The organism is Proteus sp. Marseille-Q3619 (assembly GCF_965283115.1).
Genome location: NZ_CBDIMP010000001.1, coordinates 3,446,288 through 3,459,331, shown reverse-complemented (window position 1 = coordinate 3,459,331; position 13,044 = coordinate 3,446,288). Strand labels below are relative to the sequence as shown.

At 39.0% G+C, this 13,044-nt stretch carries 12 protein-coding genes; 7 read left to right on the top strand and 5 right to left on the bottom strand.

Annotation, left to right across the window (positions count from 1 at the left end; translation table 11 throughout):
- The first annotated feature begins 11 nt into the window (after window positions 1-11).
- Window positions 12-1,709 carry an NAD-dependent malic enzyme gene (locus ACWPWK_RS15910; protein ID WP_109373465.1) on the top strand — a complete coding sequence of 566 codons (1,698 nt, stop codon included), beginning with the start codon at window positions 12-14 and terminating at the stop codon, window positions 1,707-1,709.
- A gap of 141 nt (window positions 1,710-1,850) precedes the next feature.
- The gene (gene sanA, locus ACWPWK_RS15905) at window positions 1,851-2,582 is read left to right on the top strand and encodes an outer membrane permeability protein SanA (RefSeq protein WP_109373464.1); all 732 of its coding nucleotides are present in this window, start codon (window positions 1,851-1,853) and stop codon (window positions 2,580-2,582) included.
- Here the strand turns inward: sanA and yeiB are convergent.
- The 3 genes from yeiB to ACWPWK_RS15890 form a co-directional block, all read right to left on the bottom strand.
- Window positions 2,579-3,730: a DUF418 domain-containing protein YeiB gene (gene yeiB / locus ACWPWK_RS15900; protein WP_109373463.1), complete on the bottom strand. Its 1,152-nt coding sequence runs from the start codon at window positions 3,728-3,730 to the stop codon at window positions 2,579-2,581. The genes sanA and yeiB overlap by 4 nt on opposite strands.
- 13 nt (window positions 3,731-3,743) lie before the next feature.
- Window positions 3,744-4,403: a GTP cyclohydrolase I FolE gene (folE, locus tag ACWPWK_RS15895; protein WP_023581251.1), complete on the bottom strand. Its 660-nt coding sequence runs from the start codon at window positions 4,401-4,403 to the stop codon at window positions 3,744-3,746.
- 148 nt (window positions 4,404-4,551) lie between these two features.
- The gene (locus ACWPWK_RS15890) at window positions 4,552-5,721 is read right to left on the bottom strand and encodes a YbfB/YjiJ family MFS transporter (protein ID WP_109373462.1); all 1,170 of its coding nucleotides are present in this window, start codon (window positions 5,719-5,721) and stop codon (window positions 4,552-4,554) included.
- Window positions 5,722-5,931: 210 nt separating this feature from the next.
- Here ACWPWK_RS15890 and moeA point away from each other — a divergent pair, with 210 nt between their 5' ends.
- From moeA to ACWPWK_RS15875, 3 genes are all read left to right on the top strand, one after another.
- Window positions 5,932-7,173, top strand: a complete 1,242-nt coding sequence (gene moeA / locus ACWPWK_RS15885) for a molybdopterin molybdotransferase MoeA (RefSeq protein ID WP_109373461.1) — start codon at window positions 5,932-5,934, stop codon at window positions 7,171-7,173.
- Window positions 7,174-7,178: 5 nt separating this feature from the next.
- Complete coding sequence (gene moeB / locus ACWPWK_RS15880) at window positions 7,179-7,946, top strand: molybdopterin-synthase adenylyltransferase MoeB (protein ID WP_109373460.1); 768 nt, start codon at window positions 7,179-7,181, stop codon at window positions 7,944-7,946.
- 233 nt (window positions 7,947-8,179) lie between these two features.
- Window positions 8,180-9,880 carry an amidohydrolase gene (locus ACWPWK_RS15875; protein WP_109373459.1) on the top strand — a complete coding sequence of 567 codons (1,701 nt, stop codon included), beginning with the start codon at window positions 8,180-8,182 and terminating at the stop codon, window positions 9,878-9,880.
- 92 nt (window positions 9,881-9,972) lie between these two features.
- On the opposite strand, the gene ACWPWK_RS15870 is transcribed toward ACWPWK_RS15875, so the two are convergent.
- Both ACWPWK_RS15870 and ACWPWK_RS15865 read right to left on the bottom strand, forming a co-directional pair.
- Entirely contained in the window at window positions 9,973-10,437 is a 465-nt protein-coding gene (locus ACWPWK_RS15870) for a GNAT family N-acetyltransferase (RefSeq protein WP_109373458.1), read from the bottom strand.
- Between the two features lie 9 nt (window positions 10,438-10,446).
- Window positions 10,447-11,025, bottom strand: coding sequence for an LOG family protein (locus tag ACWPWK_RS15865; protein WP_109373457.1), 579 nt, complete (start codon window positions 11,023-11,025; stop codon window positions 10,447-10,449).
- A 332-nt stretch (window positions 11,026-11,357) separates the two neighbouring features.
- Between ACWPWK_RS15865 and rhtA the strand changes: the two genes are divergently transcribed.
- A complete protein-coding gene (gene rhtA, locus ACWPWK_RS15860; protein ID WP_100159509.1) occupies window positions 11,358-12,248 on the top strand; it encodes a threonine/homoserine exporter RhtA in 891 nt (296 codons plus the stop codon).
- 274 nt (window positions 12,249-12,522) lie between these two features.
- Complete coding sequence (dps, locus tag ACWPWK_RS15855) at window positions 12,523-13,029, top strand: DNA starvation/stationary phase protection protein Dps (protein ID WP_100159508.1); 507 nt, start codon at window positions 12,523-12,525, stop codon at window positions 13,027-13,029.
- The last annotated feature ends 15 nt before the right edge of the window (window positions 13,030-13,044 follow it).

The window sequence follows — 13,044 nt, the reverse complement described above, 5'->3', positions numbered from 1 at the left end:
GAGTATTTTTCATGGAACTGGAACACGAAAGTAAACGCCCTCTCTACATCCCGTATGCAGGCCCAATCCTGCTTGAATTTCCCCTGTTAAATAAAGGTAGTGCTTTTAGCGATGAAGAACGCAGTACCTTTAACTTACATGGTTTACTGCCTGAAGCAGTAGAAACCATTGAAGAGCAGGTTGAACGCGCTTATCGCCAATATCTTGATTTCAAAAACGATAACGATAAACATATTTACCTAAGAAATATTCAAGACACTAACGAAACTCTATTTTACCGTTTATTAGAATCTCACCTCACTGAAATGATGCCAATCATTTACACACCAACAGTGGGTGAAGCCTGTGAACATTTCTCCGATATTTATCGTCGCGCTCGCGGTTTATTTATCTCTTACCCTAACCGCGCCAATATCGACGATATGCTACAAAATGCCACTAAACAAAACGTAAAAGTGATTGTTGTGACTGATGGCGAACGTATTCTTGGTTTAGGTGACCAAGGTATCGGTGGTATGGGTATTCCTATCGGTAAACTCTCTTTATATACCGCGTGTGGTGGTATTAGCCCAGCTTACACCCTGCCTGTTGTGCTGGATGTGGGAACGAATAATCCACAACGCTTAAACGATCCACTGTATATGGGATGGCGTCATCCTCGTATTACAGGTGATGAATATAACGAGTTTGTCGATGAGTTTATCCAAGCTGTTAAACGTCGCTGGCCAAATGTTTTACTACAATTTGAAGATTTCGCACAAAAAAATGCGATGCCTTTATTAAATCGTTATCGTGATGAATTATGTTGCTTTAATGATGATATTCAAGGCACAGCGTCGGTCACTTTAGGTAGTCTAATTGCAGCAAGTCGTGCTGCGGGTCGCCAATTAAAAGACCAAACTGTCACTTTCTTAGGCGCAGGTTCTGCGGGTTGTGGTATTGCCGAGCAAATCATCGCCCAAATGAAATCTGAAGGTTTAAGTGATGAGCAAGCGCGTGAACGTATCTTTATGGTTGACCGTTTCGGCTTATTAACGGACAAACTGCCAAATTTACTTGATTTCCAAAGCAAACTTATCCAAAAAAGCGAAACTATTGCTGATTGGCAAACCGAAAGCGATGCGATTTCACTGTTAGAAGTGGTTAAGAATGCAAAACCAACTATTTTGATTGGTGTTTCAGGACAAGCTGGCTTATTCACTGAAGAAATTATTCGTGAAATGCACAAACACTGTGAACGCCCTATCGTAATGCCATTATCTAACCCAACGTCTCGTGTAGAGGCGCGTCCTGAAGATATTATCAACTGGACTGATGGACAAGCATTAGTGGCAACAGGCAGCCCATTTGCACCAGTTAAATACAAAGATAAAGAATATCCAATTGCACAGTGCAACAACTCTTATATCTTCCCAGGTATTGGATTAGGTGTTATCGCATGTGGTGCCAAACGTGTTACTGATGCCATGCTGATGGTGGCAAGTCGCGCATTAGCAGATTGCTCACCAATGGCAAAAGAGGGTGATGGCTCTCTATTACCTTTACTGTCTGATATTCAACAGGTTTCGCGCTATATCGCAAAACAAGTTGCAAAAGAAGCACAAGTACAAGGTGTTGCTACTGTGACTTCTGATTCAGCATTAGAAGAAGCAATTGAACGTAACTATTGGTCACCAGAGTACCGTATTTACAAAAGAACCTCGTTCTAAGTAGTTTGAAACACTAAGTACCATTCCGAAAAGCGCGTCATTACTTAATATGAGGCGCTTTTTTCTTGCTTCCCTATCGCCGCTCAAGTAGCCTTAACTATTATGAAAGTCATTCGTTGTTTGCGTCATTAAGGCAAGGACATGCTAAAACGCCTCATTTATCTTTTTCTTACACTTTTTATTCTACTTGCAGTCACCTTGATTGCCTGCGATCGCTGGATCGGGTGGAAAACCAATCCCTATATATTTGAAGACGTGGATACATTACCTGCTAAAAAAGTGGGCATGGTGTTAGGCACATCAAAGTACTATACCAGCGGTTATATAAATCAGTTTTATCAATATCGCATCCAAGGCGCTGTAAATGCTTATAATAGTGGCAAAATTCAGTATTTATTGCTCAGCGGCGATAATGCAAAACATAGTTATAATGAGCCAAATACGATGCGTAAGGATCTCATTAAAGCGGGCATTCCTGCCTCTCGTATTGTGATGGATTTTGCAGGCTTCAGAACACTTGATTCAGTAGTACGAACAAAAGAGGTATTTGGTACAGATGGATTTACCATTATTACTCAGCGTTTTCACTGTGAGCGAGCTGTTTTTATCGCATTAGAAAAAGGAATTGATGCGCAGTGCTTTGCGGTTGCATCGCCTAAAAGCATGTTTAAAGTACGTGTACGTGAAGTATTTGCCAGAGCAGGTGCAATGATTGATGTTTATATTCTAAACCGCGAACCGCGCTTTTTAGGGCCGCCAGAAACGATCCCCGCAATACAATCTATTCCTGAAGGCATTAAAGGTTATCCTGCGGTTTCACCAGAGGAAGTCGAATCACTTCCTCTAAATGAAAATAATCATGAAAAAAGCTAAAAGAATTGTGCTAATTTCGAGGCTGATTTACGCCAAATCCACTCTATTGGCCCTTGTGGAAAATAACGTAACCAAATCACAGCAAAAGTAATATTGATTGCCCAAATGACGGCAACAAAAGGCATCAGTTCAGGTAGAGTAAATTGATTAAATAGCCCCATACGCTGAAATAAATAAATACCGATAACACTTTGCATTAAATAGGTTGTTAACGCCATTTTGCCAACACAACGTAAAGCATAGGCAAAATAAGAGTGCTGAATAATATTCCAGCTCCAATAAAACAGCGCAATATACCCCAAACTTTGCATCACTTGGATCAACATAGTTAAAGGTTGTGCAAAAATAGCCGCCCAGCGGTAATCCCAATCAAGGTAATAATCCACCAGCACAATAACCGTTTGTAAGCTTAAACTAATTGTGAGGAAATAAAGTGCCACATGACCATAATGAGCGCGACTAAATTTCTGCTGCAACCACCCTGATGCCATTAATGCAGAACCCATCAACATCGCACCAAACAAAAACCAACTATATTGACGTACTAGATTAAAGACAAAAAGACTTAGTTCATTCAAACGATAATAAACACTATTTAAATAAGGCCCTGTTTTCCAATCTGATTCAGACAATTGAGAGTATGGCGTGCTATACCAAACGGTATCAATAAAATCACGATAATAGTAAAACAGCGCACCTAAAATCAGTGCACCACAAAAATAGAGTATCGCTCCCAATATAAATTGGTGCTTTGTTGCGATTGATTTGATAAACACAAAAACAAATAAACCACACATACCATATGGAAATAAAATATCCCCTTCCCAAATAAATAATGTGTGAATAACACCAATTAATGCCAGTACAACTAATCGCGATAAATTAAAACGAGTTCCTTTATACAAAAGGAGATAAAGCGTACCACCAAATAACAGCGCAAAAATAAAGAGGAATTTTCCTTGAGCAAACAAATTTAATGCCATCCATGTTATACGATCACCAAAAGAGGCTTCTCCCGAATGTAATGGATTAAATGAAGCCACTCTTAATAATGCAAAACCTGAAATATTGAGCAATAAAATGCCAAGAATCGCCATTCCTCTCAACGCATCGAGGGCTTCAATACGTTGATGAGACGATTCATTCATTTTTATTTAAATCTCAAAGATGACGAACAGCGCGCAGAAACTCCTGACGCGTATTTTGACTAGATTTAAATAACCCGCCTAATGAAGTTGTTGTTGTTGCACTAGTTGCATCACGAATACCACGAGCTTTAACACAATAGTGAACCGCATCAATAGAAACAGCCACATTTTTTGTGCCTAGTAACGTTTGTAATGCGATAAGGATTTGCTGTGTTAAGCGCTCTTGAACTTGAGGACGCTGAGCAAAGAATTGCACAATTCGATTAATTTTAGATAACCCAATCACTTTATCTTTCGGGATATAAGCCACAATGGCTTTACCATCAATGGTGACAAAGTGGTGTTCGCAAGTACTTGTTAATGTGATATCTCGTACTGTCACCATTTCATCAACTTGCATTTTATTTTCGATTAGTGTGATTTTTGGGAAGTTGTGGTAATCCAGCCCTGAGAAAATTTCATCAACATACATTTTAGCGATACGACGAGGAGTTTCAGCTAAACTATCGTCGCTTAAATCTAGATTTAACAGCTTCATCACTTCTGTCATATGATGTTCAATTTGCTGTTTGCTCTCACTTGGAGAGAGTTTCGGTTCACGAAGAGGCGTTTCCAAACCGCGTTCAACTAACGCAGCGTGCACCCATTGCGCCTCTTTACTTAATGATGACATTGGACTCTCCGATAAACACATTAATTAAGTAGCCGTTATCGCTCTTAGCAACAACAGCCTACACTTTAGATGACCTCAATCACATTATCCAGCAATACCGCATTTTTCGTTATGAAATTATTGCATTTTTGTATGAGCTATTTTTAGTTTAAGCCTGATTTTTTTCTTTTAAACACACCAGAAAACCACCGATTATCAATACAATAAAAGCGACATAAAGTGCAGGTTCTAATTTTCCCGTCAATGCTGTTGAAAGTGAAGAAATTACAGGGCCAACTAACTGTCCGATGGCATAAAAAGTGGTGAGTAAACCCGCCATATAACGCCCATGTTGAGGCGCTAATTCACGACCTCGTAAAAACGCCAGTTGTACTGCACACATTAAGCCGCCACCAATTAAAAATGCCCCTATCGCCAACCCAGTAATGGAAGGAACCCACAGCGCAATCAGTATGCCTAACGCTTGTAACCAAAGCGTAATGGCTAAGCGTAACTGCGTGTTTAATACATTACGAGTGAAAATAGCGATCCCAATACATAATGCCGCAGAAGCACCAAAAACAGGCCAAACAAATTGCGCAATTAAGCTCCCTGGAAAGCGTTCTGCTGCCATTTGAGAAAGAAAAGTTGCGGGTAAAATATAGCCAAACCCAGCAAAGGTATAACCCCAAATCAGCCTTTTTATCGCTGGCGTAAGCGTTAAAGAGGTAACTTTTACTTCTTCTCTGCTCATTGTCCAAGGCTTTGGAAGATGATAGCTCACATATATGGCACAAATAAAAGCAAGAGAACCATAAATTAACCACCCTGCCGCCGCACTCATTTGCCATTTCATAATTAACACAGCAAGAATACCGCTGATAAATATACCGGCCCCCGTTCCTGCATAAACAGCCACACTTAATATAGGTTTATTTAGGCGAGCCAGTAACTCGTTAGCCCATGAAGCCACCAGCACTAATGTCCAGCCACTTGCCCAACCAATAAAAAAGCGTGCAATACTATGTGTAAAAGCATCATTTAAAAAAGCAGACAACAGCGTGATGATCACGGCTCCCCAAAGACCCGCCCACAAGCGATATCCCACACCTTTAACGGCTCTCATCGCATCATAGGAGCCTGCAAGATAACCAAGATAATTAAATGCAGCGACAATTCCCGCACTTGTTAACGTCAATTGATATTCTGCAATCATCAACGGTACTTGCGGTGTAAAGGTAAAGCGCCCTATTCCCATTGCAACCACTAAAGCAAGAAACCCGCTAAACGCGATATGAAAAGCTTGTGCTGAATGACTTTGGTGATTTGAAGTATTCATGGATATCCATTATTTTGTTTTATCATTTTAAATGTGCTGCTTATTAATAACAGAATAGTTAACATATTAAACCCAATTAACTAACATTTCCGCAATAAGAAGTTTCATTTCTTTCTATTCACAAGATGATCTCTGACATGATGATGTTCATCGTGATAGATTAGTATCATGAAATAAAACAGAACATTTCGATAGATCTTGGAGTATATGATGAGTCAATGTCACGTTAGCGGTTTATTATCTCTTGATGAAGCGCTAGAAAAACTACTTGAAAAACCGTTGGCAATTACCAATACCCTTAACATTCCATTAAATAACGCCGCAGATTATATTCTAAGTGAAGATATTACCTCTCCACTGAATGTGCCGCCGTTTGATAATTCGGCAATGGATGGTTATGGACTTCGTTACGCTGACTTAGAAGCTCAAACTCCACTTCCTGTTGCGGGTAAATCGTTCGCGGGTATTCCTTTTGAAGGAGAACTTCCTGCTGGGCAATGTGTACGCATTATGACCGGGGCAATGGTTCCTGCTGGTGTTGATACTGTCATTATGCAAGAAGAAGCCGAAGTGACCGAACATGGTGTCCGTTTTTCACAGCCTGCTAAAAAAGGTCAAAATATTCGCCGTATTGGTGAAGATATTAAAGAAAATGACATTGTATTACCTGCTGGCACTAAACTTTCAACAGCACAATTACCTTTAATCGCCTCTTTAGGTGTGGCAACAGTACACGTTTATCGTCGTTTAAAAGTTGCTGTTTTCTCAACGGGTGATGAATTACAAACTATCGGTCAGCCATTAAAAGCGGGACAAATTTATGATACCAACCGCTTTGCGGTACGTTTAATGCTTGAAAAACTAGGATGTGAAGTTTTAGATTTAGGCGTTATTCCTGATTCACCAGAAAAACTGCGTGAAACCTTTAAAAAGGCTGATCAAGAAGCAGATTTAGTCATCAGCAGTGGTGGTGTTTCTGTAGGTGAAGCCGATTATACCAAACAAATTCTCGATGAAATTGGCGAAATTGGTTTTTGGAAATTAGCCATTAAACCAGGAAAACCCTTTGCTTTTGGTCGATTACACAATGCATGGTTCTGCGGATTACCGGGTAATCCAGTATCAGCAACCGTGACATTCTATCAATTGGTTCAACCGTTAATTGCACGCCTATCTGGTTTTAGCCATTGGAAAGCACCGCAACGTTTCCAAGCTATTGCACAATCTCCATTGAAAAAATCAGCGGGTCGTCTTGATTTCCAACGTGGTATTGCCAGTATTAATGCCGAGGGCGTATGGCAAGTGGAAACATCTGGGCATCAAGGTTCCCATGTTTATAGCTCCTTTAGTGCCGCTAATTGCTTTATCGTTTTAGAGCGTGAACGCGGTAAAGTTGCAGCTGGCGAAACGGTTACTATCGAGCTATTTAATTCTCTATTAAAAAGCGAATAGCCTTTATGAGTATTGAATTAACGGATGAAGAAACCCTACGCTACAATCGCCAGATTGTATTAAGAGGCTTTGATTTTGATGGTCAAGAGGCGCTGAAAAGTGCCTCTGTACTGATTGTTGGTGCAGGTGGCTTAGGATGTAGTGCATCACAATATCTTACAGCCGCGGGTGTGGGAAAACTCACTTTATTAGATTTTGATACGGTTTCCCTTTCTAATCTTCAGCGACAAATTCTTCATCGCGACGCCACGATTGGTCAACCAAAAGTACTATCTGCGAAAGCAACATTAGAAGCCATTAATCCTCATGTCACAATAGAAACCGTTGATGCATTACTTGAAGATGAAGCTTTAGCGGAGCTTATTAGCCACCATAACCTTGTTATGGATTGCACTGATAATGTGACAGTGCGTGAGCAACTTAATCGCCTCTGTTTTCGTCAGAAAAAACCGCTCGTTTCTGGTGCGGCTATTCGGATGGAAGGTCAAATCAGCGTATTCACTTATCAAGATGAGGAGCCTTGCTATCGCTGTTTAAGTCATCTTTTTGGTGATAATGCTTTAAGTTGTGTTGAAGCTGGCGTAATGGCGCCTGTTGTAGGCACTATTGGTACTTTACAAGCCGTTGAAGCCATCAAACTGCTTACAGGGTATGGTGAACATTTACATGGCAAGGTGTTGATATTTGATGCAATGCGAATGCAATTTCGTGAATTCAAATTACCTAAAAATCCACATTGCGAAGTGTGCTCCACCAATTTGCCAGACAAATAACCACGTTTATGCTTGAATAAGGTAAGTCTATCTTCTTTAAACTTACCTTATTTCACGCAATCTCTAAGTTGTATTCATATTCATCATTAAGTCGATGTAACAAGCTTGTAGTATTCACTCTGATTTAATTCTACTATGACCGCCCGCGTCAAAACGCAACAGGATGCCCTATAAACAAAATAATCATTTAAGCACGCATTCTACGTGCTAAAAAAGCAATACAAGGTAGAAGAATGACATTTCAAATTGCAGACACTCTCTATTACAACGGACTTATTTATACCGCTGATCATAATGACACTATTGTTGATGCTATCGCGATCAGCCAAGGTGTGATTATTGCTTCAGGTAAAAAAGAGGGGTTACTTTCTTACTGTAATGAAAATACTGAGCAGATTGATTTACAGGGAAGAATGGTCATGCCGGGCATTATTGATGCACATATGCACCCATTTTGGGGAGGCGCAACACTAGCGGGTTGCCATCTTGATTATCAATCACTCTCTATTGATGACATTTTATTACGTATTCAGAAATACCTTGATGAAAACTTTATTGATAGTGATACCGAATGGTTAAAAGTATCCGCATGGTATCGTGAAGGTATGCAACCTGAAGGTGTGCAAATGACACGCTATCACCTTGATACCTTAAATACGACTCGCCCTATTTTGCTCTTTTCTAGCGATTGTCATAGTGTTCTTGCTAATTCTCGCGCTTTAGAGCTGTTAAATATCACCACTGAAACGCCCGATCCTCCTGATGGAAATATTGAACGTGATGGTGATAGAACACCGATTGGCACTCTTGAAGATGCGCCAGCAATGCAAGCCATTGATAGCTTGCCTCCATTGACTGAAGCTCAAAATTTACAAATAGCTCGCCATGTTCAAAAATTATTAAATAAACAAGGCGTGACCACGATTATGGATGCTCGTGTGGGTGAGCCTCAATTACGCGCCTTCAACACGTTAAGACAAGCAGGTGAATTAACCCTGCGCATAGAGAATGCCGTTGAAATCACGCCAGATGATGTACCTTGTATTGAAGATATTCCAAGCGCTGTATGCCATGCTGTCGCTCGTTTTTCGCAATGGCATCAAATCAGCGAAGGTGCTCAACCCAGTGTTGCGATCCGCCATATCAAACTTTTCCTTGATGGTGTATTACAAGCGCCGATTATGACAGCGCGCTTGCACTCACCTTATCGTATTAACGTTGGCACTGATGATACGCCACACTGGCAAGACTCTGAACATATTGGCGATCTCTATTTCTCACCTGAAATTTTAACACCGTTAGTCACAGAAATTGCCCGTGCTGGTTATCACCCTCATATTCATACTGTTGCTGAAGGTGCAATTAGTACGGCACTTGATGCTATTAGTGCAATGCGCAAAGCCTTACCTAAAAAAGACATAAGACCAGGGCTTGCACATAATGAATTGATGTGTGAAAAAGATTATGCCCGTTTTACACAACTAAAAGCCTTTCCTTTCCTCTCCTTCCAATGGGCAGCAGCAGAACAGAGCAATATCGAAAAAGATATTGAAATGCTAGGTAAATCTCGCTGTGACTATTTAGAGACTGCTGGCAAGTTTATTGATGCTGGCGTTACTGTTGCTTTTGGTAGCGATTGGCCAATTGATCCACTTAATGAATGGTACGATTTTAAAGTTGCGATGACTCGCCAAAAAGATGCAGCAAGCCCACGCCTTGATAATGATCGTAACCTTACGTTAATTGAAGTCCTACGTGCTGCTACCATTAATGCCGCTCAGGCATTAGATATGGATAAACAAATTGGATCATTAGAAGTCGGAAAATTTGCCGATTTAATCGTATTAGATAGAAACCTGTTTGAAATATCGGCAGAAGATGTTGAAAATGTCAGGGTATTGTGTACGATCATTGCGGGGAAACCCACAATTTAGCTGAATAATATAATTAATAAACCCGCTTTTTAAGCGGGTTTATTTTTATCATTGCACTTAACATCATAAAAAATAAGATAAATTTAATAGAATTATAAAGTAATTCCCATCATTGTACTGACTTCTTTTAATCCTTCTCGCTCATAAAAACGTTTAGCTGCACCATTTTCAGCTAATACAGACAATTCGAGATGCGTCATTTTTTCTGATTTTGCCCACTCTTTCATTGCGGTCAACAATAAACGACCTACGCCTTGGCTACGTACCGTAGGATCAGTAACGATATCGTAAATATAAGCATATTTACGTTGAACCAAGCAGTTAAACATAGGTGTTTCTTGAATTTGAGCAATACTGAATCCAACCACTTTACCGTCTAAATCTGCCACTAAAAGATGAAATTTATTATTTTGAATACCATTAATAATAAAAGCTTCATCTTGTTTACCGGGCTTTAATCTCTCTGGCTGTAATGTTGCCATTTCATCAAATAAATAGATATAAAGAGTATTAATTTCTTCTACATCAGACAATATTGCTTTTCTTATGATTATCATTTTTTACCTTTATTTGTTATAGGTTTTTACTGGAGGTGCAATATATGTTTCAAATTTATCTAATAATTGAATAGGGCATTGTTCCACAATAGCCATATGGCGATATTTTTCATGTAAGAACTGTTCATCCGCCATTTTATCAATCATCATCAAAAGCGGATCGTAAAATTGATTAATATTAAGTATGCCCAATGGTTTTTGGTGCAAACCAATTTGGCTCCATGTAAAGACTTCACTAAACTCCTCTAATGTACCGAAACCACCGGGTAAAGCGACAAAACCACCAGCCAGTTCTATCATTTTACTTTTACGTTGATGCATTGTTTCAACAACATGCAGTTCGGTCAGATTTTTATGAGATATTTCACGCCCTTCTAATAGCGTAGGAATAACCCCTATCACCTTTCCGCCTTCAGCTAATACAGTATCAGCGAGAGTGCCCATAATACCGACACTGGCACCACCATAAACTAAGGTAATATTACGTTTAACTAGCTCTTTGGCAAAAATAATTGCTTGTTCTTTATAAATAGGTGAAGCGCCTAAACTAGAACCACAATACACTGCGATAGATTTTATTTTACTCATTTCTTTATTCTCTTTTAGCTAGTTAAATCGAGCTTGGAATTATACTGAAGGTATTTTTAATAAAAAAGGTTAAAAAAAGTGTTTTTACGCTTTTTATTTCACATATATATTTAATCATTATTAATGCTTATATTTATGAGAAGTCATTTTTTATTTTATTAAAAATAAATTAAGTTATATTTTAGCTAATCTCACTCAACTAAATTAAAATAAAAAATATTTATTAATGAATAGCTATATTAAAGTCGGTGATTTTATTTTATATTATGCGATCCTTTGTTATCTGCTAACAGAGAACACATAACGATTGATTATTGACGAGGTTTTATAGGATGTTGTCAGCCAGACACTCAGCTAAATTACAGGTGTTTTACCCTGTGCTTCTTTTGCTTCTCTCCATGCTTTCAATTCAAAGTGGCGCATCCCTTGCTAAAAGCCTATTTCCTGTTATTGGTGCTCCAGCTGTAACGGCATTACGTCTATTATTGGGTACTTTAATTCTCTTTTTTATTTTTAAACCGTGGCGACTCAAATTCACTCGAAAATCAATTATGCCACTGTTTCTATATGGTTTATCTTTAGGGGCAATGAATTACCTTTTCTATCTTGCTCTTGAAACCATTCCTTTAGGAATTGCTGTTGCCCTTGAATTTACAGGCCCTTTAGCTGTTGCTATGTTTTCATCGCGCAGAGCCATCGACTTTTTATGGATAATTTTAGTCATTGCAGGCTTAGGATTATTGCTACCTATTGGCGATAATATTCATGGATTAGATCCTCTAGGTATTCTTTATGCACTGGGTGCTGGTGTAGGTTGGGCGCTATATATTGTATTCGGACAACGTGCAGGTAAAGGTTACGGTGCGGCAACAGTTTCAATTGGCTCATTAGTGGCTGCCTTTATTTTCGTTCCTATTGGTATGTTACAAAGTAGTCCTGACATTATGTTTAGCTGGTCAATTTTACCGGTTGCATTAGCCATTGCAATTTTATCGACTGCATTTCCTTACACCTTAGAAATGATTGCTCTTACACGTTTACCCGCTAAAACGTTCGGTACTTTAATGAGCTTAGAACCTTGTATGGGTGCCTTTATTGGTATTATTTTCTTACACGAACATTTGACACTAATTCAATGGATTGCCCTTGCCTTTATTGTATTAGCCTCTATAGGTTCAACAGCAACCATGAAAAATAAAACCAAAATTGAAGAGGTTAAATAATTACTTAACCGTATTTTCTTATAAGAAATAAATATTTATTTAAAAAGGATCTTATGATCCTTTTTTCTTATTCAATAATAACTTTACTGACCTATCATTGCTATTTTGCGCTCATTGTCTTACCCTAAATAGACTATTTCGATAGATTAGATTTTTTTAATAGATGACCTATCAATTTAATAGTATCAATCGATAAGACTAACCATTAATAACTCACTATCATCATTAACAGAAATTAAGATATTGAGTTATTAATTATTTAGGGAGAACGATTATGAGTACTGCTAAATTAGTCAAATCCACACCTTCAACTCTGCTTTATACCCGTAATAACCTCGATGACAGCGTAAAACTGCACGCTATTGAATTATTGCAACAGATGGTGACGCAGTTTATCGACCTATCTCTCATCACAAAACAAGCGCACTGGAATATGCGTGGCAGAAACTTTATTTCTGTTCATGAGATGGTTGATGGCTTCCGCGATACCATTAATCAGCACACTGATGAGTTCGCAGAGCGTATTGTTCAGTTAGGTGGCACAGTATTAGGCACAGCACAAGTTGTCGGTAAAAAAACACCACTGAAAGCTTATCCACTGGATATTCATGATGTGCAAGATCACCTAAAAGCACTGGCTGATCGTTATGCTGTTGTTGCTAATGATATTCGTAAAGCCATTGACGAAGTTGAAGACGAAGATACCGCCGATATGTTTACTGCTGCATCGCGTGATCTTGATAAATTCCTATGGTTTATTGAAGCCAATATTGAAAATTAATCTACGTGTAAAGAG

Bases quoted from the DNA above. Each gene is read 5' to 3' on its own strand.
- ACWPWK_RS15910 (WP_109373465.1), top strand. From the start codon at position 12: ATGGAACTGGAACACGAAAGTAAACGCCCTCTCTACATCCCGTATGCA.
- sanA (WP_109373464.1), top strand. From the start codon at position 1,851: ATGCTAAAACGCCTCATTTATCTTTTTCTTACACTTTTTATTCTACTT.
- yeiB (WP_109373463.1), bottom strand. From the start codon at position 3,730: ATGAATGAATCGTCTCATCAACGTATTGAAGCCCTCGATGCGTTGAGA.
- folE (WP_023581251.1), bottom strand. From the start codon at position 4,403: ATGTCATCATTAAGTAAAGAGGCGCAATGGGTGCACGCTGCGTTAGTT.
- ACWPWK_RS15890 (WP_109373462.1), bottom strand. From the start codon at position 5,721: ATGAATACTTCAAATCACCAAAGTCATTCAGCACAAGCTTTTCATATC.
- moeA (WP_109373461.1), top strand. From the start codon at position 5,932: ATGAGTCAATGTCACGTTAGCGGTTTATTATCTCTTGATGAAGCGCTA.
- moeB (WP_109373460.1), top strand. From the start codon at position 7,179: ATGAGTATTGAATTAACGGATGAAGAAACCCTACGCTACAATCGCCAG.
- ACWPWK_RS15875 (WP_109373459.1), top strand. From the start codon at position 8,180: ATGACATTTCAAATTGCAGACACTCTCTATTACAACGGACTTATTTAT.
- ACWPWK_RS15870 (WP_109373458.1), bottom strand. From the start codon at position 10,437: ATGATAATCATAAGAAAAGCAATATTGTCTGATGTAGAAGAAATTAAT.
- ACWPWK_RS15865 (WP_109373457.1), bottom strand. From the start codon at position 11,025: ATGAGTAAAATAAAATCTATCGCAGTGTATTGTGGTTCTAGTTTAGGC.
- rhtA (WP_100159509.1), top strand. From the start codon at position 11,358: ATGTTGTCAGCCAGACACTCAGCTAAATTACAGGTGTTTTACCCTGTG.
- dps (WP_100159508.1), top strand. From the start codon at position 12,523: ATGAGTACTGCTAAATTAGTCAAATCCACACCTTCAACTCTGCTTTAT.